At 72.8% G+C, this 25451-nt stretch carries 24 protein-coding genes; 11 read left to right on the forward strand and 13 right to left on the reverse strand.

Annotated features, from left to right (window positions below):
• Nucleotides 1-144: 144 nt before the first annotated feature.
• From CLV70_RS07655 to CLV70_RS07665, 4 genes are all read left to right on the forward strand, one after another.
• A complete protein-coding gene (locus tag CLV70_RS07655) occupies nt 145-1821 on the forward strand; it encodes an alkaline phosphatase D family protein (RefSeq protein ID WP_106125699.1) in 1677 nt (558 codons plus the stop codon).
• A gap of 83 nt (nt 1822-1904) precedes the next feature.
• Nucleotides 1905-2180 carry a ribbon-helix-helix domain-containing protein gene (locus CLV70_RS39010; protein ID WP_146163992.1) on the forward strand — a complete coding sequence of 92 codons (276 nt, stop codon included), beginning with the start codon at nt 1905-1907 and terminating at the stop codon, nt 2178-2180.
• Nucleotides 2177-2593 (forward strand): hypothetical protein, encoded by a 417-nt coding sequence (locus tag CLV70_RS07660; RefSeq protein WP_106125700.1) that lies wholly within the window; start codon nt 2177-2179, stop codon nt 2591-2593. The genes CLV70_RS39010 and CLV70_RS07660 overlap by 4 nt, the downstream gene beginning before the upstream one ends.
• Nucleotides 2594-2633: 40 nt before the next feature.
• Complete coding sequence (locus CLV70_RS07665; protein ID WP_425440124.1) at nt 2634-3155, forward strand: DinB family protein; 522 nt, start codon at nt 2634-2636, stop codon at nt 3153-3155.
• A 316-nt stretch (nt 3156-3471) separates the two neighbouring features.
• Here CLV70_RS07665 and CLV70_RS07670 read toward each other — a convergent pair whose 3' ends face one another.
• The 4 genes from CLV70_RS07670 to CLV70_RS07685 all read right to left on the reverse strand — a co-directional run bounded on the left by CLV70_RS07670 (nt 3472) and on the right by CLV70_RS07685 (nt 9556).
• On the reverse strand, nt 3472-4089 hold the full coding sequence (locus tag CLV70_RS07670) for an HAD family hydrolase (protein ID WP_106125702.1): 618 nt from the start codon (nt 4087-4089) through the stop codon (nt 3472-3474).
• A gap of 332 nt (nt 4090-4421) precedes the next feature.
• Complete coding sequence (gene smc / locus CLV70_RS07675) at nt 4422-8003, reverse strand: chromosome segregation protein SMC (RefSeq protein ID WP_106125703.1); 3582 nt, start codon at nt 8001-8003, stop codon at nt 4422-4424.
• Between the two features lie 834 nt (nt 8004-8837).
• Nucleotides 8838-9032, reverse strand: coding sequence for a hypothetical protein (locus tag CLV70_RS07680; RefSeq protein ID WP_106125704.1), 195 nt, complete (start codon nt 9030-9032; stop codon nt 8838-8840).
• A gap of 305 nt (nt 9033-9337) precedes the next feature.
• The gene (locus CLV70_RS07685) at nt 9338-9556 is read right to left on the reverse strand and encodes a hypothetical protein (RefSeq protein ID WP_106125705.1); all 219 of its coding nucleotides are present in this window, start codon (nt 9554-9556) and stop codon (nt 9338-9340) included.
• A gap of 225 nt (nt 9557-9781) precedes the next feature.
• Here CLV70_RS07685 and CLV70_RS07690 point away from each other — a divergent pair, with 225 nt between their 5' ends.
• The 4 genes from CLV70_RS07690 (at nt 9782) to CLV70_RS07705 (ending at nt 14012) form a co-directional block, all read left to right on the forward strand.
• Nucleotides 9782-10534 carry a CAP domain-containing protein gene (locus CLV70_RS07690; RefSeq protein ID WP_106125706.1) on the forward strand — a complete coding sequence of 251 codons (753 nt, stop codon included), beginning with the start codon at nt 9782-9784 and terminating at the stop codon, nt 10532-10534.
• 132 nt (nt 10535-10666) lie between these two features.
• The gene (locus tag CLV70_RS07695) at nt 10667-12280 is read left to right on the forward strand and encodes a DUF3492 domain-containing protein (RefSeq protein ID WP_106125707.1); all 1614 of its coding nucleotides are present in this window, start codon (nt 10667-10669) and stop codon (nt 12278-12280) included.
• Nucleotides 12277-13446, forward strand: coding sequence for a hypothetical protein (locus CLV70_RS39620; protein WP_106125708.1), 1170 nt, complete (start codon nt 12277-12279; stop codon nt 13444-13446). Before CLV70_RS07695 ends, CLV70_RS39620 begins: the two co-directional genes overlap by 4 nt.
• On the forward strand, nt 13443-14012 hold the full coding sequence (locus CLV70_RS07705) for a Spherulin-4 (RefSeq protein ID WP_106125709.1): 570 nt from the start codon (nt 13443-13445) through the stop codon (nt 14010-14012). The genes CLV70_RS39620 and CLV70_RS07705 overlap by 4 nt, the downstream gene beginning before the upstream one ends.
• Here the strand turns inward: CLV70_RS07705 and mutM are convergent.
• From mutM to rsmD, 9 genes are all read right to left on the reverse strand, one after another.
• Nucleotides 13966-14820, reverse strand: coding sequence for a bifunctional DNA-formamidopyrimidine glycosylase/DNA-(apurinic or apyrimidinic site) lyase (mutM, locus tag CLV70_RS07710; protein WP_106125710.1), 855 nt, complete (start codon nt 14818-14820; stop codon nt 13966-13968). The two genes, CLV70_RS07705 and mutM, sit on opposite strands and share 47 nt — an antisense overlap.
• A 10-nt stretch (nt 14821-14830) precedes the next feature.
• Nucleotides 14831-16018 carry a mannosyltransferase family protein gene (locus CLV70_RS07715; protein ID WP_245908094.1) on the reverse strand — a complete coding sequence of 396 codons (1188 nt, stop codon included), beginning with the start codon at nt 16016-16018 and terminating at the stop codon, nt 14831-14833.
• Nucleotides 16015-16836: a ribonuclease III gene (gene rnc / locus CLV70_RS07720; RefSeq protein WP_245908095.1), complete on the reverse strand. Its 822-nt coding sequence runs from the start codon at nt 16834-16836 to the stop codon at nt 16015-16017. The genes CLV70_RS07715 and rnc overlap by 4 nt, the downstream gene beginning before the upstream one ends.
• Nucleotides 16833-17831 carry a phosphate acyltransferase PlsX gene (locus CLV70_RS07725; RefSeq protein ID WP_245908131.1) on the reverse strand — a complete coding sequence of 333 codons (999 nt, stop codon included), beginning with the start codon at nt 17829-17831 and terminating at the stop codon, nt 16833-16835. Before CLV70_RS07725 ends, rnc begins: the two co-directional genes overlap by 4 nt.
• 127 nt (nt 17832-17958) lie before the next feature.
• Entirely contained in the window at nt 17959-18132 is a 174-nt protein-coding gene (rpmF, locus tag CLV70_RS07730) for a 50S ribosomal protein L32 (RefSeq protein ID WP_014694262.1), read from the reverse strand.
• A 5-nt stretch (nt 18133-18137) separates the two neighbouring features.
• Nucleotides 18138-18746: a YceD family protein gene (locus tag CLV70_RS07735; protein ID WP_106125712.1), complete on the reverse strand. Its 609-nt coding sequence runs from the start codon at nt 18744-18746 to the stop codon at nt 18138-18140.
• 144 nt (nt 18747-18890) lie between these two features.
• Nucleotides 18891-19388 (reverse strand): ATP synthase subunit B family protein, encoded by a 498-nt coding sequence (locus CLV70_RS07740; RefSeq protein ID WP_106125713.1) that lies wholly within the window; start codon nt 19386-19388, stop codon nt 18891-18893.
• 91 nt (nt 19389-19479) lie between these two features.
• Entirely contained in the window at nt 19480-19959 is a 480-nt protein-coding gene (gene coaD, locus CLV70_RS07745) for a pantetheine-phosphate adenylyltransferase (RefSeq protein WP_106125714.1), read from the reverse strand.
• Nucleotides 19956-20531, reverse strand: coding sequence for a 16S rRNA (guanine(966)-N(2))-methyltransferase RsmD (gene rsmD, locus CLV70_RS07750; protein ID WP_106125715.1), 576 nt, complete (start codon nt 20529-20531; stop codon nt 19956-19958). Before rsmD ends, coaD begins: the two co-directional genes overlap by 4 nt.
• A gap of 355 nt (nt 20532-20886) precedes the next feature.
• Between rsmD and CLV70_RS07755 the strand changes: the two genes are divergently transcribed.
• The 3 genes from CLV70_RS07755 to CLV70_RS07765 all read left to right on the forward strand — a co-directional run bounded on the left by CLV70_RS07755 (nt 20887) and on the right by CLV70_RS07765 (nt 25414).
• The gene (locus tag CLV70_RS07755) at nt 20887-21873 is read left to right on the forward strand and encodes an LPXTG cell wall anchor domain-containing protein (protein ID WP_106125716.1); all 987 of its coding nucleotides are present in this window, start codon (nt 20887-20889) and stop codon (nt 21871-21873) included.
• A gap of 334 nt (nt 21874-22207) precedes the next feature.
• Nucleotides 22208-23704 carry a cell wall anchor protein gene (locus CLV70_RS07760; RefSeq protein ID WP_106125717.1) on the forward strand — a complete coding sequence of 499 codons (1497 nt, stop codon included), beginning with the start codon at nt 22208-22210 and terminating at the stop codon, nt 23702-23704.
• 108 nt (nt 23705-23812) lie between these two features.
• Nucleotides 23813-25414: a cell wall anchor protein gene (locus CLV70_RS07765; RefSeq protein ID WP_106125718.1), complete on the forward strand. Its 1602-nt coding sequence runs from the start codon at nt 23813-23815 to the stop codon at nt 25412-25414.
• Nucleotides 25415-25451 lie beyond the last annotated feature (37 nt).

The following is a 25451-nucleotide window of genomic DNA, read 5'->3' on the forward strand; positions in this document are numbered from 1 at the left end:
AGCCGAGGCCCCGTGGTGCCACCCGTCGGTGTCGTCGGCCACGTCGGGTGACGCCCTGGTGGCTGAAAGCGTGGTGGCGGAAACCGGAACGGCTGGGGAGGATGGAATCATGGCTCTCCTCCCGGTGGCACCCACGGCGGCTCGGTGACCGCGCACCTGCTCATCGGGCCGGTGCTCCGGCGAGTCGTGGGCGACAAGGCGACGATCTGGGTCGAGACCACCAGCCCGGCCGAGGTGCGGGTCGAGGTCACCGGCGGCGGCGCCGGCTCCACCCCCACCTTTTCCGTGTACGGGCACCACTACGCGATCGTGGTCGTCGAGGGGCTGCCCCGCGGCGCGGCCGGCGAATACCGGATGTGGCTCGACGACCGGCAGGTGTGGCCGCAGCCCGACTCGCCGTACCCGCCGAGCGTGATCGTGACCCGCCCGGCGGACGACGCCGCGCACCCGGTCAGCATGATCTTCGGCTCCTGCCGGGAGGCCACCCCGCACGCCACCGGCCGCAAGCTCCCGCCGGACGCGCTGGACGCGTACGCCAGGCGGCTGATGACCGCCCCCCGCGACCCGGACCTGCGCCCCGACCTGATCGTGCTCCTGGGCGACCAGGTGTACGCGGACAAGACCTCCGCGAAGGTGCGCCGCTTCCTGCGCCGCCGCCGCGCGGCCGGCCACCACGGCCCGGCCGACGAGGTCGTCTCCTACGACGAGTACACGAAGCTCTACCTCGAGTCGTGGCGCGACCCCGAGGTGCGCTGGCTCCTGGCCACCGTGCCGTCGGTGATGATCTTCGACGACCACGAGATCATTGACGACTGGAACACCTCGGCCCCGTGGCGCGCGGACATGTCGGCGCAGCCCTGGTGGGCGGACCGCATCTCCAGCGGCCTGGCCTCGTACTGGATCTACCAGCACCTGGGCAACCTCGGCCCGGACCAACTGGCCGCCGACCCGCTGCTCGCCAAGCTCACCGCGACCGAGGACGGCACGGACCTGCTGCACGCCTTCGGCCTGTCGGTGGACTCCCCGTCGTCGGCGGAGAACACGGACCGGCCGTACCAATGGAGCTTCGCCCTCGACGTCGGCCGCACCCGGCTCGTCATGCTGGACAACCGCTGCAACCGCGTCCTGACCCCGGGCGCCCGCGAGATGCTGCCGGCCCCGGAATGGGCCTGGTTCGTCGACCAGGCCCACGGCGACTACGACCACCTGGTGGTGGGCTCGTCCCTGCCCTGGCTGATGCCCCCGGCCATCCACCACATCGAATCCTGGAACGAGAAGGCCGCGGACGCGTCGGCCACGGGCCTGGCGGAAAAGGTACGCCGGGCCTTCGACCTCGAACACTGGGCGGCCTTCCGGCGCTCGTTCCAGGCCCTGACGGAGCTGTTCCGCCGCCTGGGCGAGGGCGGCGAGGGCGCACCCAGCCACCGCGTCGGCGCGGGCGGCGCGTACGCGGCCCCGGCCACGATCAGCGTGCTCTCCGGCGACGTCCACCACTCGTACGTGGCCGAGGCGGACCTCGGACCGGGCGTACGCACCCCCGTGCACCAGCTGACCTGCTCCCCGATCCACAACCAGGTGCCGGCCCCGCTGCGCCCCCTGATGCGCCTGAGCTGGTCCCGCGCGGCGGCCCGGGGCATGCGCGGCCTGGCGAGGTCGGCCGGGGTGAAGAAGCCCCCGCTGACCTGGAGAAGACTCGCGGGCCCGTACTTCGGCAACGCGGTCGGCACGCTCCGCCACCGGGGCACCGAGGCGGAAGTCCTGATCGAAGGCACCACCAAGGAAGGCGAACTCTTCCCGGTCGCCCAGGTCCCCCTCCGCTGACCCCCATGATCAATTTGATCGATACGTCCCGCCGTCATATTGTCTCTACAGTCCTACCTCAGGACATCAAGTATGATTCGAGTATGACAAGGCGGATCACCGTGAGTCTCCCCGACGACGTAGCCCAATACCTCGACAAACACCCCAACAGCTCGGCCGTGGTGGCCGACGCTGTCCGTGCCCGGATGGAGCGCGGAGCAGCCGTTGCCGCGGCCCTCCGCGCGGCCGGAGTGGACATCACCGACGCGGGCATCGACGCCGCCCGCGGCGCGCTCCCCCCGTTCACCGACGAGCAGCGCGCCGGGTTCCGCGCCTGGCACGCCTCGAAGGCCGCGGAGAAGCCCGGAGGCGACCGATGAGTGAGAACCCCGTCATCCGCGCCGTCCTCGACCGCTCGGCGCTGCGCTCCTACGCCCGCGGCCACCTCCACGTCGGCGAGCTCCTGGTCGACATCGCCGACGAGGGGGCGGCCATGGGCATCCCGGCGGCCGCCCTCCTCGACGCCCACGCGGCGTCCGTGGGCGACGAGCACGCGCGTGCCCTCCTGCGTCTCCTGGTGACGTTGCCCGGCATCAAGGTCCTCGACCTCGACGCCCGCACAGCGCCTCCCGCGGCCGACGTCATGCCGGCCGCCAAGGGCGACATCCCCCGGTCCCACGCGGTGTGGGCGGCGAAGGAACACGAGGCGTACTACCTGACCACGGAACCCACCGCGGTGCAGGGCCTCCTCCCGCCCGGCCAGATCCACCCCATCCCCGGCCGGGACGCGTAAACGGGCGGAAATTGTCGGAGGGGCGGTCCAGGATGGGTGCGTGACTTCCTGGACCGCGCCTGCGGCGCAACGAGTGGACGAACCGCGTACCGGTGATGAGCGAGCCATGCTCGAGGGCTGGCTGGAGTGGCACCGGCAGACCCTCCTGCGGAAGTGCGCCGAGCTGACGCCCGAGCAGCTGAAGACGGCGGCGGTCGAGCCGTCCAACCTGACCCTGCTGGGCCTGATCCGCCACATGTCCGAGGTGGAGCGCGGCTGGTTCCGCATCCACTCCGCCGGCCAGCAACTCCCCCACATCTACTGCGACGACCAGAACACGGACGGCGACTTCGACGACGTAGCGGAAGCCGACGCCGAGCAGAACTACGCCGCCTTCCTCACCGAACTCGACGAGGCCCGGGCCGCCGCGGCCGGCCTGCCGCTCGAGCACGAGTTCACCGAGGAGGGCCGCCCGACAACAAGCCTGCGCTGGGTCTACATCCACATGATCGAGGAGTACGCCCGCCACAACGGCCACGCGGACCTCCTCCGCGAACGCATCGACGGCCGCACCGGCGACTGACCCGCCCCCGCCCACCCCGCGGCCGGCCGACCCACCAGGCCACCCCGGGGCCGGCCGACCCACCAGGCCACCCCGGGGCCGCGGCCAACGCGGCCCGACGCCGCGACCCGGTGCCGCGCGATTCGGCGCCGCCTGATCAACGCCGCGCTGCGGTTCCTCACCGCCGACGAGCGGACCTCGCAGCCGGGCGGCCCGCCACCGCAGGTCCACCCGTTCGCGCCCCGCCTGGTCGCTCAGTCGCCCCGGGCCCGCGCATCGGCGAGCCGGCCCGCGCAGCCGGCTGTGGGCAGCGCCCGGTGTGCTCCGGTGCCGGGTGTCAGGACGGCAGGGCGAGGGCCTTCCGCAGGTAGGACAGGTCCTGTGCGCCCGTCCAGCGGAAGCCGAGGAGCTTCGACGCCCGCGCCCCGCGGATCACCCGGTCGTCGTCGTCGACGAACAGGATCCAGGGCGCTTCGACCTTCAGGGCCTCGCAGGCGCGGGCGAAGAACTCCGGGGCCGGCTTGTGGATCTTCAGCTCCGACGAGCTGATCACCGCGTCGAACTCGCCGGTGAGGCCCAGCGCCGCCAGGTCGCCGGCGAGGCGGTCGGTCGCGTTCGTGGCCAGGCCGACCGGGCGGCCGGCGGCGCGGGCCGCACGGACCAGCGCGAGAGCATCGGGGTCGACCGAGCCCCGGTGCTCCTGCCATTCGGCCACGGCCGCGGCGGCCTCGTCGGCAGGCAGCGGCAGGCGGGTGGCGACAAGGTGCATCCACTCGGCGTCGGTGATCTCGCCTGCGACGGCCGGGCGGAGAAGGTCCCACGAGAAGGCCGTCCGCGTCAGCGCGCCCGCGGGAAGGCCCCGGGCCGCCTCGACGGCTGCCGGAACCGCCGGATCCCAGCGGCGAACCACGCCGTCCAGGTCGATGAGCATGGCCTGGGCGGGTTGGCGATGCATGCGGTGAGACGTCCTCTCTCGACGGCGCCGACGGCCGGGAACGGCCGGAGACGGCCGGCAACGGCCGGGAACGGCCGGCAACGGCCGGGAACGGCCGGCAACGGCCGGCAACGACGGGCAACAACCCCCAAGATTACGCCGCCGCTCAGCCGCCCCGAGCAACGCGCGCCCGGGCGCTCAACACCCAAGAGCCACGCCCAAACGCCGCACCCAACCCGCCCGCCGCCGCACCCAAGCACCGCGCCCAAGAGCCGCGCCCAAGCACCGCACCCAAGCACCGCACCCAAGCACCGCGCTCAACCAGCCGCGCCCAGCTCGCCCACCCGACCGGCTCAGTCCTCCAGCTCGCGGTTGAGGCGCTGGCTGATGACCTGCGTCACCCCGGAGCGCATCGTCACGCCGTACAGGGCGTCTGCGACCTCCATGGTGCGCTTCTGGTGGGTGATGATCAGGAGCTGGCTCTTCTCGCGGAGCTGCTGGAAGAGCGTGATCAACCGGCCCAGGTTGACGTCGTCGAGGGCCGCCTCGACCTCGTCCATGATGTAGAAGGGGCTGGGGCGCGCCCGGAAGATCGCGCACAGCATCGCGACCGCCGTCAGGGAGCGTTCGCCGCCCGACAGCAGCGACAGCCGCTTGATCTTCTTGCCCGGCGGGCGGGCCTCGACCTCGACGCCCGTGGTGAGCATGTCCTCCGGGTCGGTCAGCACCAGCCGGCCCTCGCCGCCCGGGAAGAGGACCTGGAACACGGTCTGGAACTCGCGGGCCGTGTCCTCGAACGCCGAGGCGAACACCTCGAGGATGCGGTCGTCGACGTCCTTGACCACGGTGAGCAGGTCCTTGCGGGTGGCCTTCAGGTCCTCGAGCTGGTCGGACAGGAACTTGAAGCGTTCCTCCAGCGCGGCGAACTCCTCCAGCGCCAGCGGGTTGACCTTGCCGAGCAGGGCCAGGTCGCGTTCCGCCTTGTTGCTGCGCTTCTCCTGGGTGGGGCGGTGGAACGGGACCGGCTCGGGGACCGGCTTGCCGTCCTTCTCGGCCTGGGCGACCTCCGCCTGCGTCGGGGGTACGAGCTGGTCCGGCCCGTACTCGGCGACGAGCGTGTCGACGTCGAGGGAGAAGTCCTCGGCCGCCTTCGCCTCGAGCTGTTCGATGCGCATGCGCTGTTCCGCGCGGGCCACCTCGTCGCGGTGGACCTCGCTGGTGAGGCGTTCCAGCTCGGCCACCAGGCGCTTCGCTGTCGCCCGTACCTCGGAGAGCTCCGCCTCCCGGGCCGTACGCGCGCGGGCCAGCTCGTCGCGGACCTCGACCGCCGCGGCCAGCGAGACCGCGACCCGGGACAGCGCCGCCGCCGCACCGAGCGCGACGGCCTTGGCGATCTCGGCTCCTCGGGCGCGGGCGGCCCGGCGCGCCGCGGCCCGTTCGCGGGCCTGGCGTTCGGCGGCGGCCTGGCGCAGCAGCGAGTCGGCGCGGCCGGCGATCGAGGAGACCCGCTCCTCCGCCGTACGGACGGCGAGCCGCACCTCCATCTCGTTCTGCCGGGCCTGCGGTACGAGCGCCGCGAGCCGGTCGCGCTCCTCGGTGGACGGCTCCTCGTCGATCGGGGTGGCCTCGGCGAGGCGCAGCCGCTCCTCCAGCTCGGCGAGTCCGGCGAGGTCACGGTCGCGGTTCCCCTCGGCCTTCTGCCGGGAGGCGCCCAGCCGCTCCGACTCGGCCTTCGCGGAGCGGGCGGCGGCACCCAGCTCGGCGAGCCGGCGGGCGGCGGCGTTCCGTTCGCCCTCGGCGGCTCGCTTGGCGGCAGCCGCGACGTTGACCGCTTCCTTGTGCTCGGCGACCTCGGCGCGGGCCTCGGCGAGCTGGGCCTTGAGGTCGCCGATGGCGTGCTCGGCGGCCTCCCGTTTGGCGCGCGCCTCGTCGACCGCGGCCTGCACCTCGATGTAGCTGGTGGCCTTGCCGGACCCACCCGCCGCGGCGTGCGCACCGAGGACGTCGCCGTCCGGGGTGACCGCGCGCAGTTCCGCGTTCTGCGCGACGAGGCGGGCGGCGGCGGCCAGGTCGGGCACCAGGACCACGTCACGCAGGGCCCGGTTGAGCGCCGGCCGGATCGTGTCGGGGCAGTCGATGACGTCGGGCGCCCAGGTGGCGCCGTCCGGCAGGGCCGGCCGCAGGGTGTCGAGCGGGCCCTGCATGCCCGGCGCGGCGGGACCCGCGACGACGAGGGCGGCGCGGCCCGCGTCGGCGATCTTGAGCGTACGCATGGCCTCGACGGCCTCGTCGATCCCGGTGAGGGCGACCGCGTCGGCGAGCGCACCCAGCGCCGCGGCGAGCGCCGCCTCGTGTCCCGGCCGGACGGTCAGCATCGAGGCGAGGCTGCCGAGCAGGCCGGGAACCTGATCCGCCTTGCCGAGCAGGGCGCCGGCCCCGTCCTTGCGCTTGAGGCCGAGGGCGAGCGCCTCCTCGCGGGCCTTCCAGCTCGCGGCGTCCCTCTCGGCGGTGCGTTCGGCGTCGGAGAGCTCCTTGACCACGGCGGCGGCCCGGTCGTGCGCGGCGACCGCCTCCGCGTGCCGGGCGTCCAGCTCCGCGTTGTCGCGGTCGGCCTCGGTGGATTCCGCGGAGACCGCGTTGACCTCGGCCTGGGCGGCCTCGGCCCGCATCAGCGCGTCGGTGTGCGCGGCCGCGAGTCGCTCGATCTCCTCGGCGGCGCTTCCCGTACGGGCCCGGGCCGCGTTCACCTGCCCGGTCAGCTTCGCGAGGCCCTCACGCCGGTCGGCGATCGCTTTCGCGGCCGTACGCAGGGCGCCCTCCGCCCCGGCCAGCTGCCGTTCCAGCTCCTGACGGTGCTCGACCGCCTCGGCCAGCCGCATCTGGTCCTCGGTCAGCGCCTCGCGCAGCTCCTCCTCCTGCTCGCGGACCCGCTCCGCCTCGGCGGCGAGCTGGTCGGGGTCGCGGCCGGTACGCTCATCGTCCGGCGTGGCGGCGAGGTGGCGCAGCCGCTCGGAGGCCAGCTGCTCGGTGGAGCGGAAGCGTTCCTGCAGCGTGGACAGCTTGTACCAGGTGTCCTGGGCGGCCTGCAGCAGCGGCGCGTCCTCGGCGTGCTGGGCCTCGAGGTCGGCAAGCCAGCGCTGCACCTCGCGGTTCTCGTCCTCGACCTGCTGCCGGCGCTCCCGCATCGCCGACTCGTCGGCGATCTCCTTGTCCAACGTGGTCCGGAGCGTGTGCAGGTCGTCGGCGAGCAGCCGCAGCCGGGCGTCGCGCAGGTCGGCCTGGATGCCGGCGGCGCGCCGGGCGACCTCCGCCTGCTTGCCGAGCGGCTTCAGCTGGCGGCGCAGCTCGGCGGTGAGGTCGTTGAGCCGGTTGAGGTTGGTCTGCATCGCGTCGAGCTTGCGGATCGCTTTCTCTTTACGCTTGCGATGCTTCAGTACGCCGGCAGCCTCCTCGATGAAGGCGCGCCGGTCCTCGGGCTTGGCGTGCAGCATGGCGTCGAGCCGGCCCTGCCCGACGATGATGTGCATCTCGCGGCCGATGCCGGAGTCGCTGAGCAACTCCTGGATGTCGAGGAGGCGGCAGGAGCTGCCGTTGATCTCGTACTCGCTCTCGCCCGACCGGAACATCCGGCGCGTGATCGAAACTTCGGTGTAGTCGATGGGCAGGGCGCCGTCACCGTTGTCGATCGTGAGCGTCACCTCGGCCCGGCCCAGCGGGGCCCGCCCGGCGGTGCCGGCGAAGATGACGTCCTCCATCTTCCCGCCGCGCAGGGCCTTGGCCCCCTGCTCGCCGAGCACCCACGCGATGGCGTCGACGACGTTGGACTTGCCGGAGCCGTTGGGGCCCACCACGCAGGTGATGCCCGGCTCCAGCCGCAGCGTCGTAGCGGAGGCGAAGGACTTGAAGCCCTTGACCGTCAGGCTCTTGAGGTGCACGGATCTCCGAGGGTCGCGATTTACTCTCGGCCAGCAGGTTACCCGCAGGTGCGGGCCATGTCCGCGCACGCCGCGCGTCCCGCTCCGTGCCCATCTCGAACTGTTGCTGCCCTTTCATCCGGTTCGCGCACCGCAAGAGGTCCGGCCACGCACGCACTGCGCGACAGGACAGACGCCCTACGCGACGCGACCGATACGAAGTTGGCACACAGGCGACGCAAAACCGCAGCGCCGCCGCGCCGGAGAGACTGTCACGCGGGCGGCACGGCAAGCCCGCCGTGTCCGCCCGCGGTGAAGGCTGTCGCCGGCCGCGGCCAGCGACAGCCGGTTGCAGCATGCAGCGTGCAGTGCGAGGACAAGCGAACGGGGACTCGCCCAACTAGGCGGGCGAACTCAGCGAGCCCGGCCAGCTCAGCGAGCCCGGCCAGCTCAGCGAGCCCGGCCAGCTCGGTTGACGTGGCGGACGTGACCGGCGTGGCCGGCCAAGCGGATCGCCGGCTGGGTCGAAAGCCGGACCGGGCGGAGTCTGGATCGTCGGTTCACCGGGACACCGGTTGACCGGGACACCGGGACACCGGGACACCGGGACACCGGGGGACACCGCAGCACCGGGACACCGGGGCATCGGGGCATCGGGGCATCGGGGCATCGGGGCATCGGGGCATCGGGACACCGCAGCACCGGGGCATCGGGGCATCGCAGCACGGGGGCAGGAAGCGAGTCGGGCCGGGCAAAAAAAACGCGCGCCGCCACGGGTGTGGAGGCGCGCTTTTCTGTGTGCGTCGCGTGGTGCGAGGGGATGTGAGCGCCCCGGTCGCGGCGCTCCCGTGGGGCTCAGGTCAGAGCGGGTTCGGTGAGCCGCATCAGATCGTCTGCCTCCGCGGCGGCCGCCGCGAGACGATCGTTCTCCGCCCGGAGGCGGGTGACCTCGAACTCCAGAGCTTGCACCCTGGAACGCAGCCGGGTGACCTCGTCGAGCAGGCGCCGGTCGGGCGCCGCACCTACGTGGCCATAGAGGGCCTTCGCCATGACTTCTCCTTGTGAGACACCGCAGTGCAGTCTCTTTGTAAGCGCTGCCGGAAAGGCCGGCCAAACGCGCGCCCAGTGGTACCGCACACCTGCACCCTCGGACACGCGTGGGCACAGAGATCTGCACCCGGGAAGTTGCTGAGGTGCAGATTTACCTGCGCTCAGGACTCGACTGAGCACAGATGGGCGCGACTGGCGACACTTCTATGGTGCGCCGATGTCCACGCTCCGTCAAGCCGATGGGCATCGCGCCGACCCTCGTCGACCAGTGAATCACGCCACCCTGGCACGCCGCCCCGGTTTGATCAAGCGGTTTCTTCGTCCGGGTGACCTCGGCCGGCCTGGGTCTCGACGCTGCGCCAGCCGAGGGTCACCGCGTGCAGGAGTTGGTCGTACGCGGAATCCATGGCGGGGAGGACGGCGGCGGCGCTCTCCTCCGCGGCGAGGCGGTCGAGCAGCACCTGTTGGCGTTCGAGGTACCGGTCGCAGTCGCGCAGCAGGTCCAGGTAATCCGCGCGGAACATTCCGGCTGCGTACCGGGAAAAGCCGGTCTCAAACGCCCGCACCTGAAGGGAGTCTTATGTCTTGCTTAGCTGGTTTGCCGGGTATCCGGCCCGCTGCTTACCGTCACCCGGGTCGAAACCTCTCGATCCAGGGGACCGCGGAGGCAGGACGTGCAGGGGTCGGGCGAGCGAAGCGATCGGGACCAGCGGGCGGGCGCCACCAGGCGGCACCGCGGACGGCAGTCGATGCCGTCGCCGGCCCTCCTCGCGGTGCCGGTGGCCGGGTTGCTGGCCGCCTTCGGCGCGGGCGCGGCCCTGCTGCCGTCGAGTCTCACCGGCCCGGGTACCGCCGCGGAGCGACCCGAGGCCGTCGTCGCCGCCCTGGCGCCGGGTGCCGGTGGCGGGGCACCCGGCGCCGGGACGGGCACCACCCCGGCGACGACGCCGCCGGGAGCGCCGGCGAAAGGCCCGGCGGCCACCCCCTCGAAGGGCCCGGTGAAGGCACCCGCGAAGGCACCGGAGAAAGCGCCGAAGAAGGCGACGCCCGCACCCCGGAAGACGGCGGCCGAGAAGACCGCGAAGGAGCCGGTGCGGCAGGTCCCGGCCGGGCTGGCGGGCCAGGAGACCGAGGTCGTCCGGCTGGTCAATGTCGAGCGCGGCAGGTCCGGGTGCGGGCCGGTCAAGCTCGACACCAGGTTGCGTACGGCCATCCGCCTGCACGTCCAGGAGCTCGGCACGCACGGCGACCTCTACATCAGCCACGTGAGCGACGACGGCAGGGACTTCGCGCAGCGGGCGAGGGAGCAGGGCTACGACGCCCCGGGCGGCGAGAACGTGGCCCGTGGGCAGCGCGACGCGGAGGACGTCATGACGTCGTGGATGAACAGCGAGGGGCACCGCGCCAACATCCTCAACTGTGACTTCAAGGCGATCGGTGCGGGCGCCGTGAAGGGGGTCGACGGCACGATCGTGTGGGGGCAACTTTTCGGGCGTTCGTGACCAATCCATGCGATAAAACAGACAAATAGTGCGAAGAACTGTCGCCTAGGTGACAGGCTCCCGTTACTTTTCGCCGCTGCATCGTTGCAGCCAACGTGATATCGCCCCCGACGCGCCCGCGGTGCTGACCGCATGCGCATCTGTCTGCTCACCGGGGGCGGCTATCCGTTCCGCCGGGACGCACTCGGCGGCTGGTGCCGGACGCTCGTCGACGGCCTCCCCCGGTTCCGCTTCGACCTCGTCACCGTCACCGACCGCGAACCGCCCGGCGGACCGGCGTACGCGCTGCCGGGGCACGTGGCGTCCGCGCGTACGGTCGCGCTGTCCCGGGAGACGCCGCGGCGGGAGGGGCGCGACGAGCACGCCACCGCCGCCGCCTCGCTCGTGTGCGCGGGCCTGGTCACCGAGCAGGACGACGTGTTCGCCCGAGGGCTCATGACCCTGGCCGCCCTGGCCGACAGCGGAACCCTGACCCCAGGGGCAGCCGGGGCAGCCGGAGCAGCCGGAGCAGCCGGGGCAGCCGGAGCAATAGGGACAACCGGGGCCGCCCGGGCCGGCGGGTGGTCCGCGACGCGGCCGGACCAGACACCCGCCGGGGCGGGTTCGCCGCTGAATGCCGTACCGCTGGCGGAGGTGCTGCTGGAGGCGTGGCGTTCGGGGCGATCGTCCGGCGCCGGCGAGCGGCTGCCGCGGCTGAGCCTGCGTGACGCGCGGACGGCGGCCACCCTGCTGCGGCACGCGGCGCGGGCTCTGGCCGTACCGTTGCCGGAAGTTGATCTTGTGCATTGCGTCGGTGGCACGACCCCGCTGCTGGCGGCGCTGGCCGGGCGGTGGCGGACCGGCACCGCGCTGCTGCTGACCGAGGCCCGGGCGCCCGTCGCCAAGCTGCGCGCCAACGAGGAACGGCTGTCGCCCGCCGTGCAGACCGTGCTGCGCCGGTTCCGCCGGGCCGTGGCACGCACCGGGTACGCCGAAGCCGGCCTGATCGCCCCGCTCAGCGAGTACCACCACGCCTGGGCGCTGCGGCACGGCGCGGAACCGCGACGGCTGGTCCCGGTGCCGGCCGGGGTCGACCCGCGGGACTTCCCGTGCGCGCCCGAGGCCCGCACCCCGCCGGCGATCGTGTGGGCGGGCACCGGCGGCCCGGAGAGCGGCCTGCGCCTGCTGCTCGAGGCCTTCACCCGGCTGGCGGTGGCGGTCCCCGGCGCCGTCCTGCACCTGGTCGGGGTGACCGCCGCCCACGAGGACCACTGCGCCGAGCAGGTCGAACGTACCGGGCTGGGCCGCGCGATCCGCCTGCACCCGCTGCCCGCCGACCCCCGGGACCGGTACGCCGCCGGCCACGTCGTCGTGCACGTACCCGGGCCGTCGGACCCGCCGTACCGGTTGATCGAGGCCATGATGTCCGGCCGGGCGGTCGTCGGGGTCGACGTCGGACCGGTCGCGGAGACGCTCGGCGACGCCGGCGTGGTGGTCCCGGCGCAGGACCCGGCCGCGCTCGCCGAGGCCTGCGCCGGCCTGCTCACCGCGCCGGCCCGGCGCCGCGCCCTGGGCGACGCCGCCCGCCGCCGCGCCCTCGCGTGCTTCACCGCCGACCGGGTCGTGCGGGTCTACGGCGCGCTCTACACGGACCTCGCCGGGCCGCCGCCCGCGCCGTCCTACGAACTGACCCTGGCCGTTCCCGCGCCGCGCGAGGCGCGACCGGCCACCCTGCGCTGGCTCGCCGGAGCCGGGGAGGAACGATGACCGTCGATCTCGCCCTCCGGGGCGGCACCCTGCGCGCCCCCGCCCTGGGCTCCACGCTGCTGCGATGCGCGCTCTACCTGGGCCCGCTGAGCGTCGCCGTCGCGGCGGCCCGGCCGCTGAGCAGGGTCGCCTGGCCGGTGCCCATCGGCACGCTGCTGCTCGGCTGGAGCGTCGCCCACGCCGTCGCCGGCGTCGGCGCCCTCGTCGCCCGCCGGTCCGGCCGCGGCCCGGCCGCCCGGCTGGTCGCGCTCGCCTTCGCCGCCGCGGCCGCCGTCTGGGTCGCGGTCGTCGGGGTCGCCCCCGCCGGCCTGGTCGGACCCGGGCGGCTGCCGGCCGTCGCGGTGGGTCTCTGCGGCCTTCTTTCCCTCGGTACGGTCACAGCCGCGCTGGTCACCCGCACGGAAGCCGCAGTGGTCCGATGGAGCCTGCCGTGCTGGCTGCTCGCGGCGGTGAGCATCGCCGGCACGGTCGGCGACACGCTCGCGCAGCGGGTGCCGGTGACCCTGCTGCTGCCGATCGTCGTGGGCATCGCCGCCGCCCGCGCGTTCCGGCCCGCGTTCGGCGCCTCGCCGGTGGGCCGGCTGCGCCCCGGGGACCTGCGTCACGGCGCCGTGCGGCTGCTGCTCGGTGCCGCCCAGGCGACCTGCGTGGCGCTGCTGTGGCGCGCCGGGCCGCCGACCGCCACCTCCCCCGCCGTGCTGCCGCTGCTGGCCGCCGGTCCGGTGCTGGAGGCGCTGATCGGCTGGCACCGGCGGCAGGTCGACGCGGGGCTCGACGCGGCCGAGAGCGACGAGGAATTCCGTACGCACCTCGGCGGCGTGACCGTGGTGACCGTCGCCGCCCTGGTGCCGCCCCTCGCCGCCGGGATCGCCGTGGCCGTGGCCGCGTACCGGCTCCCCGTCGGCACGGCCGGGGTGCTCGAGTTCGCCGGCGGGATCCTGCTCAGCGGCGTCCTCGCGATCACCCTGCTGCTCGGCTGGCGCGGGCGTACCGGGGTGGCCACCCTGCTCGCCGCCGCGCCGCCGGCCGCCGCCCTCGCCGTGCCGCTCGTGCCGGCGCTGCCGCCGGACCCGCTGCCCACCGTCGTCGTCATCCTGGCGGCGACCCACCTGGCCGGCCTGCTCCTCGTCGCCCGCACCGCCGCAGACCCCCGGAGGATGTCGTGAAGACCCTGTTCCCCCCGTACGCGCACCCGTCGCCGGAGCTCCCCGTCGACGCCGACACCTGGATCGTGCAGGAACGGCCGGGCCCGCGCCGCTCGGCACACCAGCGGCTCGGCCGGATCGATCTCGACTGGGGCGGGCGTTCGCTGGCCGACGTGCTCGCCGACGTGGACGAGTGGCGGGCGGACGGGGTCGAGGGCCTGTTCCTGGACCGGGCGCCGGCCGGGTCGGGCGGCGTCGGGCCGGTGGCGCTGACCGTACGGCTGGCCGCCCGGCGCGGGCTCCACCGGGTGGTGCTCAACCCGGGCGTGCCCACCCATCCGCTCTACCGGGACCTGGGCGTGCGGATCTGCACGTTCGACGGGCCGTGGTCGGCGTACCAGGGCTGGGACGGCGACGGGGTACGCCCCGGCGACGGCCACCTGGTGCACGGCGTCCCGTCCACGCTGCTCACCGCCGCCCGGCGCCTGATGGGCCGCCGCGGCGCCGGGTTCGGGCTGGCCACCGACGCCGGCCCGTACGTCAGCGCAGTGGCTTCCGGGGGCGCGGCTGACAGCGCGGACAGCTGAACGACGAGCGGTTCATGAACTGCTCCCGGCGGATGGGCGTGCCGCAGCGGTGGCACGGCTCGCCCTCCCGCCCGTACGCGTTCAGCGCCCGGTCGAAGTACCCGCTCTCCCCGTTGACGTTGACGTAGAGGGCGTCGAAGCTCGTGCCGCCCGCCACGATCGCCTCGCCCAGCACGTCGCGTACGTCCGCCAGAAGCCGGCGGACCACCGGCCTGGTCAGGGCGTCCGTCGCCCGGGTGCCGTGCAGCCGCACCCGCCACAGGGCCTCGTCGGCGTAGATGTTGCCCACCCCGGAGATCAGCGTCTGGTCCAGCAGCGCGCGCTTGACCTCGGTGTGCTTGCGCCGCAGCGCCGCGACGAAGCCCTCGTCGTCGAAGGCCGGATCCATCGGGTCGCGGGCGATGTGCGCGATCTCGGCCGGCAGCTCCGCCCCGCTCTCGCTGACGGACAGGCCGCCGAACGTGCGCTGGTCGACGAAGCGCAGCTCCGGCCCGTCGTCGTCGAACCCGATCCGGACCCTCAGGTGCACCTCGTCCGGCGCGTCCGCGGGCTGCATCAGCAGCTGCCCGCTCATGCCGAGGTGGGCGATGATCGCGTCCCCGGAGTCGAGCGGCAGCCACAGGTATTTGCCGCGGCGGGAGACGCCGGTGACCGTACGCCCGGCGAGCACGGCCGCGAAGTGCCCGTCGCCGGGCAGGTGCCGGCGGATGGCGCGGGGGTGGCGCACCTCCACCGCGTCGATGCGCCGGCCGGCCACCCACTTGGCCAGGCCCTGGCGGACGGTCTCGACCTCGGGCAGCTCAGGCATCGGGCGTTCCTCAGATGGTGTAGGGCCACACCGCGACCATGTACGCGCCGTACCAGAGGCCGAAGGCGGCCCAGGCGGCGATCGCCAGGATTGCGACGCGGGGACGGGCGCGGCCGGCGGCGACGACCGCCGGCAGGAGCGTCAACAGTACGGGCAGCAGCAGCCGCGGCTTCGAGTGGTAGTAGCCGGCCTGGCCGTACACGAGCACCATCGCGACCACCCCGTAGACGGCCAGCGGCAGCCACGGCCGGCCGGCCAGCGCGACCCCCGCGGCGACCGCGGCGGCGACCAGGATCAGCGCCACGCTCATCGGCACCCAGCCGTCGCCGGTGGTCAGGGTGTCGCCGAGGAAGGTCAGGATGCTGCTGCCGAAGTCGAAGGCCGTGCCCCACTCCGCCGCCTGGATCTTGAACCAGGCGTCCGCCTCGCCGACCCGCCACCCGACCCAGCCGAGGAACGCCGGCACGCCGGCCAGCGCGACGGCGGCGGCGGTCAGCGGCTGCCACTTCTTCGCCGGATCCTCCCGGACGGCCAGGATCGCGGCGACGGCGAGCGCCACCGCGGCCGCGGCGCCGGTCGGCCGGGTCAGCGCGCAGGCCAGGCCGAGCAGGCCCGCCGCCCACCACACCCGGCGGTGGGCGGCCACCAGCATGCCGGCGACCAGCGCGATGAACAGGCTCTCCGAGTACGCCATCGACAGCACCACCGACATCGGGGCGGTGCAGCAGATCACCACGAGGGCGTATCCGGAGCGGCGCCCGTACAGGGTGGTGCCGAGCAGGTGCAGGGCGACCGCCGCGCCCAGCGACGCCAGCCAGCTCACCGCCAGGGCGGCGCTGCCCGGGTCGAGGCCGAGGTGGGACAGGCCGCGGATCAGCAGCGGGTAGAGGGGGAAGAACGCCAGCTCGTTGCCTTCGAGCTCGCCGCCCTGGCCGTACGTGTAACCCTGCGGATAGCCGGCGGCGGCCCGCAGGAACCAGCCGCCGTCCCAGATCAGCAGGTTGCTGCGCAGGCCGGCCGGCTGCTCGGTGGCCCGGTCGAGGCCGACGAGCAGGAGGAGCTGGACGATGCGGGACACCGCGAGGATGCCGGCCGCCGTGACGATGCCGTTCCAGCCTCCGGCCCGCTCCCACAGGCCCTCGGCGGGCCGGTCGGCGGGCGGTGCTGCCACGTCCGGGTCGGGAGCCGCCACGCTCACCGGCCGGCGGCGCTTCTGTCGTCGGTGCTCTCGCTGTTGCCGGCTTCCTCGTCTTCGACGTGGCCGCCGCCGGCGACCGCGGGCGGCGGGGTCTCGGCCTCGGCGCGCTCGGTCAGGGTCCGCCACGCCGCCGCGGCGGCGCGCTGCTCCGCCTGCTTCTTGCTGCGCCCGTCGGAACCGCCGTAGCGCTCCCCGGCCACGACCACCCAGGCGGTGAAGGTCTTGGCATGGTCCGGCCCGGCGTCGTCGATCACATAATCGGGTACGCCCAGCCCGAGCGCCGCCGTCAGCTCCTGCAGGCTGGTCTTCCAGTCCAGCGCCGCGCCCCGGCCGGCCGACTCGGCCATCAGCGGGTCGAACAGGCGGTGGATGACCTCGCCCGCGGTGTCCAGCCCGTGCTCGAGGTAGATCGCCCCGAGCAGCGCCTCCAGGGTGTCGGCCAGGATGCTCGCCTTGTCCCGGCCGCCGGTCGTCTCCTCGCCCTTGCCGAGCAGCAGGTGCGGGCCGAGACCCTGCGGGCCGAGCGTACGGGCGACGTCGGCGAGCGCGTGCATGTTGACCACGCTGGCGCGCAGCTTGGCGAGCTGGCCCTCGGGCAGGTCGGGGTGGTTGTGGAACAGCGCCGAGGTGATGACCACGCCCAGCACCGAGTCGCCCAGGAACTCCAGGCGCTCGTTGGTGGGCAGCCCGCCGTTCTCGTACGCGTACGAGCGGTGCGTGAGGGCCCGCTCGAGCAGGTCGGGCTCCAGCGGCACGCCGAAGGCCTCCTCGAGCGGCTCGGTCGAGGGCCGCGGCCGCCGCCTGTCGTTACTGCTCATGAACCACCTCTTGGGCTCTGCGGATCGGGATCCGTGATCAAGTCGGCTATGGCCGGGACGGCGGCCCGGCGATGCAGGGAGGCGGCGAGCCCGATGCCCGCGGCGATGTCGGCACCGGACGCGGCGCCGTGACAGACGACCACGGTCCCGCCGACCCCGAGCAGCACGGCGGCCCGCGCCTCGTCAGCGCCACCGTTCCCATGCCCGGCGTCCCGCCGGCCATCTGGCCGGGCGTCTTGCCGGGCGGGTTCCGGGGTGGGGGTGCCGAGGAGGGCGTAGGCCGTTTCGAGGCCCTTGAGCAGGACGTTGCCGGTGAAGCCGTCGGTCACGATCACGTCGGCGGCGCCGCCGGTCACCACGTCGTTGCCCTCGACGAGGCCGACGTAGCGGCCGGCGCCCGGCAGCTCGAGGCCCGCGAGGACGGCGGGGGCGGCGCGGCGCAGGCGGTCGCCCTTCCCACGCTCGGTGCCGATGGTGAGCAGGCCAACGCGCGGGGCCGCGATCCCGTGCACGGTCGAGGCGTACGCGGCCCCGAGGCGGGCATGCATGGCGAGGGTGGCTTCGTCGGGGTCGACGGACGAACCCACGTCGAGCAGGACGAGCCGGCCGGCGGCGCTGGGCAGCACGGCGGTGAGGGCGGGACGGCGTACGCCGGGCCAGCGGCCGAGGCCGAGCGCGGCGGAGGTGACCGTGGCGCCGGTGTTGCCGGCGGACAGGACGGCGTCGGCGAGCCCCTGCGCGACGGCCAGCACGGCCGTACGGACACCGGACTCGACGCTGCTCACGTCGCGTTCGTCGACGTACGGGCCGGTGGGGGCGGCGACGGCCCGGACCCGCGTACGGTCGCCCGGGCCCAGGGCGGCCAGAACCGCGTCGGCCGCTTCCACCGGGCCGACGAGCAGCAGCTGAAGGGTCGGATCGGCCTGGCAGGCGCGCAGAGCGCCGTCAACCACGACGGCGGGAGCTTGGTCCCCGCCGAGGAGGTCGACGGCGATCCGCGCGGTGCCCGGCTCCCGCGCAGCCCCGGCCTCGCGGCCGGACTGCGTCGGGTTCGGGGCACCGGACGTTCGCCGCTGCTCAGGCTCGACCCGCCCGATGATCGGGCGTGTCACTCCTCGAGGCTCAGACCTCGAGGACCTGACGGCCGTTGTAGGTGCCGCAGACCGAGCAGGCGGTGTGCGGCAGCTTCGGCGACTTGCACTGGGGGCACGCGACGGTCGAGACCGCGGTCGCCTTCCAGTTCGCCCGGCGGGACCGGGTGTTGCTGCGCGACATCTTGCGCTTCGGGACGGCCACGGTACCTACTCCTCGATCCGATTTTGCGGGTCTTGCGGCGAAGCCACCGTAGGCGACTCCGCGTTTGACAGGTTGCGCAGGGCGGCCCAGCGCGCGTCGATCTCCTCGTGGCTGTGATCGGCCGGGAGGTCGTCGAAGTGCACCCCGCACTCGGGGCACAACCCTGGGCAGTCGGGCCGGCAGACCGGGTTGGTCGGCAACGTGAGCACCACCGCGTCACGGACCGCCGGTTCCAGGTCCAGCAGGTCGCCCTGCATCCGGCCCACCTCGTCCTCGTCCGTCGTCTCCTCCGTGGTGCTGTCCGCGTACGCGTACAGCTCCGCGATGGGAACGTCGAACGGCTCCGAGATCTCGTTGAGGCAGCGCCCGCACTCACCCGAGAGTGAGCCGCGCACGTTGCCGCTGACGTACACGCCCTCGGAGACCGACGTCATGCTCAGATCGAGCTCGAGGTCGGAGCCCTCGGGCACCGAGATCAGCTCAAGACCGAGGTCCGCCGGTGCCGGGACGACCCGCTTGAGGGCACGCGTCGCCCCAGGCTGGCGCGGGAGCTTCGTCGTGTCGACGACCAGCGGCTGCCTGGGATCGAGGTGGCTCTGCGGAGACTTGGGCATCGTGATTCCTCAGCCTTGGGAAGGCCGACAGGAAAGGTTACCTGAGCAGCGGCCGTAGCGTCGAATCGCCCCCGGGCCGGGGGCGGGTCCCGCACCGGGCGGGCGAACCCGCCGCGGGTGCGGGCAGGTCCCGGCCCGGCCGGGTCAGAAGGGCAGTGGGCGCTCGGCGTCCTCGCCCTGGAAGGTGCCGATCTCGCGCAGCGCGTGCATCTTGTCGCGGCCACGCTCTATCGACGACAGGGCCCGGGTGAGGAACTGCTCGAAGTTCGCCAGCGCGGTGTCGACGTAGTCGTCGACCTCCTCGCGCAGGCGCTGGGCCTCGGCGCGGGCCTCGGCGATGATCCGGGCGCCCTCGTGCTCGGCCGAGACGGTGATCTCGTTCACCGACACCAGGCGGGCGTGTTCCGTCTCGCCCTCGCTGATGATCCGGTCGGCCTCCCGCTTGCCGGCATCGATGATCTTGTCGCGCTCCTCCAGGAGGGCGACGGCCCGGCGCAGGTCGCCCGGCAGTTCGGAACGCAGCTCGTCGAGGAGCGCCACCATCTCGGCCCGGTCGAACATGAAGTTGGTCCGCGACATCGGGACCGACCGTGCCTGCTCCACCATGGAGATGATCTCGTCGATGCGGTCGAGCGGATCCACCGGCGCCTCACTCCTGTCAGCTCGCACTCACGCTGAGTGGTGCGATCACGTTACTGCCGAACCCGGCGACGAGCCCGCGAAGGCCACGCCGTCAGTTTTGCCGCAGCCTCGTCACGAGTCGTTCCCCGACGAAGTCCGGCACGTACGACGACGCGTCCCCGCCCCACTTGACCACGTCCTTGACCAGACTGGAAGAGAGGAAGGAATACAGCGGGTTCGTCGGCATGAACAGTGTCTCCACGCCGGAGAGCCCGATGTTCATCTGCGCCATCTGCAATTCGTAGTCGAAGTCGCTGACCGCCCGCAGGCCCTTGATCACCACGGCGGCGCCCTGCGCCCGGCAGAAGTCGACCAGCAGGCCGTGGAACGACTCGACCCGGACGTTGCCGTAGCCGGCCGTCGCCTGCCGGAGCATGTCGATCCGCTCGTCGATGGTGAACAGGCCGGTCTTCGAGTGGTTGATCAGCACACCGACGATGACCTCGTCGAAGAGCCGGCCGGCCCGCCCGACGATGTCGAGGTGACCGTTGGTGACCGGATCGAAGGAACCGGGACAGACCGCTCGTCTCATGATCGGCGACCGTACCAAAGGGTGGTCTCGCCGTAGCGCCGGCTGCGCTCCGCGGTGATGCCGTCCACCCAGCTCAACGGCTCGCCGCGGACCGCCGTACGGGATGAGCGCTCGAAGGTCACCACCGCGTCGGCGGCGAGCCATCCGTTGTCCACGAGCGCCTGCTGGACCTCGGCGATCTCGTCGTCGCTCACCGCGTAGGGCGGGTCGGCGAACACCACGTCGTACGGGCCACCCTCGGGCGGGCCGGCGAGCAGCTGGGCGACCTTGCCGGTGACCAGCCGCGCCGAGTTGCCGACGCGCAGCGTGACGATGTTGTCGCGGATCGCCCGGGCCGCCTTCGCGTCGGCCTCGACGAGCAGCGCGTACGCGGCCCCGCGGGACAGCGCCTCGAGGCCCACCGCGCCGGAGCCCGCGTACAGGTCGGCGAAGCGGGCCCCGTCCAGATCGGTCATCGTGCCGAGGGCGCTGAAGTACGCCTCCCGTACGCGATCGGCGGTCGGCCTGGTCAGCGCGCCGGGCGGGGCAGCCAGCCGGCGGCCACCGTGGGCGCCGGCGATGATCCTGGTCATACGGCCCCTCGCGGGTCTTCGGGTAGCACGCTGTGACGCTACGCCACCACAAAGCACCGGCCACTGCGGAGTGAACTTTTCCCCTCCGCGGACACCCGGTGGGGAACGCAACGCATCGAGATCAACGCGTTGCGTACAGCGAAGATCACGAATGAGTATCAACCCCGTTAGCCCGGCCTACGGTGTTCTTCATATTCGTCTCAGTCGCTATGGTCGGGCAGCCGCCGACGAAACGCTGTCGGCTCGACGATGCGGGGAGGCGTCGTCGCGGGCCCTCCGCGGATGCGACATCCACGCGCTGGGCCGCCTTCCGCCTTCCTGTGCCGTACACCCGGTCCTCATTACAGGAGTAGGCGTGAACCTGCTTAAGTCCCCGCTGCGCCGCACGACGGCTGTCGCCGCCGGCGCGCTCATCGGCCTGGCCGGAGTCGTGGCCTTCGCCGCGCCCGCCAGCGCCCACCACCCGATCGTCTCCGGCTCGGCCTCCTGCGTGAACGAGGACGGCAGCTGGCAGGTGACCTGGAAGGTTGCCAACAGCGAGCGCGACCTGGTCGGCAAGATCACCAACGTCGTGCTGACCCCGGCCGACAGCACCATCACCGGCATCACCGTCGAGGCGTCGCTGCCCACGTCCGGCAACGGCACCCTCGAGGGCGTGCAGAGCCTCCCGGCCTCGGCCGAGTCGGCCAGCCTCTCGGTCACCGCCGAGTGGCAGCGCAGCCAGCTGATCACGGCGACCCGCGGGGCCGAGCGCCCGGTGCAGAAGCCGACCGAGAAGTGCAAGCCGGAGACGCCTCCGACGACGCCGACCGAGAAGCCCAGCACCCCCACGGAGGAGCCGAGCACTCCGGTCGAGGAGCCCAGCACCCCCGTCGAGGAGCCGAGCACCCCGGTCGAGGAGCCCAGCACCCCGAGCAGCGAGCCGCCGGCCCCGACCAAGGAGCCGGAGTTCGTCTACGACCAGGACTGCGACAGCCTGACCGTGGGCATCACCGTTCCGGCCGACTGGAACGAGGACGTCACCGTCACCTTCAAGCCGACCAAGGGCGAGGCCAAGACCGTCGTCGGCAAGCGCGGCAAGACCACCACTGTGGAGTTCCCCGCGTCCAAGGGCCTGAAGGTTACCGCGACCCCCAAGGGCTACGAGGACGAGGCCGCGACCATCACCTACAAGGAGCCGGCCAACTGTGACTCCGCCGGTGGTGGCGGCGGCGACGAGCCGTCCCTGCCGCTGACGGGCGCCGCCGCCGGCAGCATCGCCGCCGGTGCGGGCGTCCTGCTCGCCGCGGGCGTCGCGCTGTTCTTCGTGGCCCGCCGCCGCAAGGTCAAGTTCACCGCCTGACCAGGCGTTCCGCGCTGATCGAGGGGCGCGCCGGCTATCACGGTCGGCGCGCCCTTCGCTCGTTTGGGTAATACTTCGCGGGATCGATCGATACTCACCGCATTGATGACGACGCTTTCGGTTCAACGATCGTCTCGGATCTGCAACAAGGTCCTTAAGCCGTCCTGAGCGTCTTCCCAGATTCTGCTCAATCGCTAAGGTCAGGCGCGCCGACGAAACGCTATCGGCTCGACGACGTTGGGGAGGCGTCGTCCCGGCACCCGCCCCTTCACCGGCGGGCGCCGCCGTCTCCCCGGGTCGTGCCCCCCGTTTTTCCACGCCCCCTGGAGTACGAGTGAAGTTGAACTCCCCTCTCCGTCGCGCCGCGACAGTCCTCGCCGGCGCCCTCATCGGCCTGGGCGGAGCCGCGGTCGTCACGTCGCCCGCCGCCGCCCACGACTCCACCGTCCGCGGCGAGGCCATCTGCGACACCGCGACCGGCACGCGGATCGTCACCTGGACCCTCACCAACGACTGGCCCGCCGACGCGACCGTCACCGACCTCAAGACGACCCCCACCGACGTCGAGAAGGCGGGCGAGGGCAACTTCGTCATTCCGGGCAAGACGGGCGGCCGTAACGGGGAGCTCGTCCTCACGCAGAAGGTCACCGGCGGCGACGCCAAGGAAGCCACCATCTCCTTCGCGTCCCTCTGGTCCACGGACGGCTTCACGGACGGGAAGAACTCGGCCCGGGTCGACCTCAGCAAGCCCTGCGCGCCCGCCGAGACCCCGTGCGTCGAGGCCGGTCAGGCCGGGTTCCACCACACCTTCGGCGTGACCGGCAACGGTTCCACCGCCACGGTGACCCTCAACGACGGCGTCAAGCTGTGCGAGGGCGAGCCCGTCACGCTGGTCTCCTACTTCGCGCCCAAGCCGCAGTTCGCGGTGCCGCAGTACGAGTACGACCACGACAGCGGCACCATCGACAACGAGCACCGCTCGGTCACGCTGAACGTCGACGTGCCGGACTGCAACACCCAGGTCGACCTGTTCTTCGGCGGCGAGGACGACATCATCTCGGAGATCACCGAGAACGGTTCCCGCTACGGCGACAAGAAGCTGGGCAGCAAGAACGGCCTCGGCGGCCGCTCGAAGGGCCCGCAGGGCTGGTACAACGGCGGCACCAAGGGCTGCCAGACCCCGGCCGTCGAGCCGCTGTCCCAGTGCGACGGCACGGTGACGCTGAACCTCAGCAACAACGGCAAGATCAGCAAGTACGCCATCGACTTCACCGTCAAGGCCGGCGAGTTCAGCAAGACCGTCACCGTGGCTCCCGGCAAGGGCGAGACGGTCACCGTCCCGGCCGGCGCCGGCACCATCACGGTCAGCGCCGAGGGCATGGAGAACGTCACGTACGACTGGGCCGCTCCCGAGGACTGCGCGCTGCCCACCGTCATCGTCGAGAACGACTGCGACACCGTGGCGATCACCGTCGAGAACCCCGAGGGCGTCACCCCGGCGACCGCGAAGATCACGTACGGCGACAAGACCGAGACCGTGACCGTGGCGGCCGGCAAGTCCGAAAAGGTCACCTTCAAGGCCGGCAAGGCGACGTACGCGACGGTCGAGTTCCCGGGCCTGGACGTCGAGCCGATCAAGGCCACCCTCGAGAAGCTCGACTGCGAGAACGGTGGCGGAGGCGGCACCGGCGGCGGCGACAAGGACGAGCCCAGCCTGCCCGTCACCGGCCCGGTCGCCGGCGGCATCGCGGGCGGCGCGGCCCTGCTCCTGATCGCCGGCGGCGTGCTCTTCGTGATCGCCCGCCGTCGCAAGATCACCTTCACCGCGTAACCGCACCACCACGAAGTTGTTCCGGGGCGCGCCGATCTTCCGGTCGGCGCGCCCTTGCACTGCCCGCTCCCGATCCCTGCCCACTCCCCTCCCGCGAAGGCGGCCCCGTTGAGACCCCTGCTCCACCGCATCGCCGCGGTCGCCGCACTGGCACTCGCCGGCGTGACCCTCGTTGCCCCGGCCGGCGCCGCCTCGGCGGCAGCCCCGGCCCTCGCAGCCGCACGGCCCGCCTCCGCACCGGCACTGCGCGCCCCCGCTCTCGCTCCGGCGGCTGCCGGAGCGGAGACCAACGTCACCGGCTCGGCAACCTGCAACCCCGACAAGGGCGAGTGGCTCATCACGTGGACGCTCACCAACACCGGTGACACGTTCGCCCGGGTCGACCGGCTGCGGACCGACCCGGCTCCCGTACCGGGGCTGACCAACGGCTTCCTGATCCCGCGCCGCTCGCCCAGCGGCACCATCGGCAAGCAGGTCTTCCCGCAGACCCTGCCCGGCGGCACCGCGTCCGCCTCGGTGTCGTTCATCGGCATCTGGGAGCGGGACAAGGACACCGACAACACCGCGACCGTGACGCTCGGCGAGTGCAAGCCCGCCGAGACGCCCTGTGTCGAGGCCGCCGACCTGAGGTTCCACCACCAGTTCGCCGTCGGCGCGGACAAGGCGACGGCGACCGTCACCGTCGACGAGGGCCTCAAGCTCTGCGGCGACGAGCCGGTCACCCTGGTCACGTACTACGCGCCCAAGCCGGAGTTCTCGGTGCCGCAGTACGTCTTCGAGCACCAGAGCGCGACCATCAGCAACGACAACCGCTCGGTGACGCTCTCCGCGGGGCTGCCGGGTTGCAACGCCCAGGTGGACCTGTTCTTCGGCGGCGAGGACGACATCATCCCGGAGATCACCGAGAACGGCCCCCGGTACGGCGACAAGAAGCTGGGCAGCAAGAACGGCTCCGGTGGTCGCTCCGCGGGCCCGCAGGGCTGGTACAACGGCGGCGGCAAGGGCTGCCAGACCCCGGCGGTCGAACCGGTGTCCCACTGCGACGGCAGCGTCACGCTGAACCTCAGCAACACCGGCAAGATCAGCAAGTACGCCGTCGACTTCACCGTCAAGGCGGGCGAGTTCACCAAGACCGTGACCGTGGCTCCCGGCAAGGGCGAGACGGTCGAGGTGCCCGCCGGCGCCGGCACCATCACGGTCAGCGCGGACGGGATGGCCGACGTCACGTACGACTGGCAGCGGCCCGAGGACTGCCCGCTGCCGACCGTCGTCGTCGAGAGCGACTGCTACACGGTCACCGTCATCGTCACCAACCCCGAGGGCGTCACGCCCGCCCGGGCCACGGTGACGTACGCCGGCGACGCGAAGCAGATCACGGTCGCGCCCGGCACGTCGGCGAAGGCCACCTTCCCGGCCCGCGACGCCACCGAGGCGACGGTCACGATCGACGGCCTCTCCCCGATCGTCACCACCGTCGAGAAGGCCGACTGCGGCAACAACGGCGGCGGTGACAACGGCGACGGTGACAACGGCGGTGGCGACAACGGCGGCGGTGACAACGGCGGCGGCGGTGACAACGGCGACGAGGGCGGCCTTCCGGTCACCGGCGTCGCGGCCGGGGCCATCGCGGGTGGTGCGCTGCTTCTGCTCGTCGCGGGTGGCGTGCTCTACTTCGTGGCGCGGCGCCGCCGGGTGACCTTCACCCCGTAACCCAGCACCTAGGACGAAGGGGGCGAGCCGGACGGCT

Source organism: Pseudosporangium ferrugineum, assembly GCF_003002065.1.
Taxonomy (GTDB): Bacteria; Actinomycetota; Actinomycetes; order Mycobacteriales; family Micromonosporaceae; genus Actinoplanes; species Actinoplanes ferrugineus_A.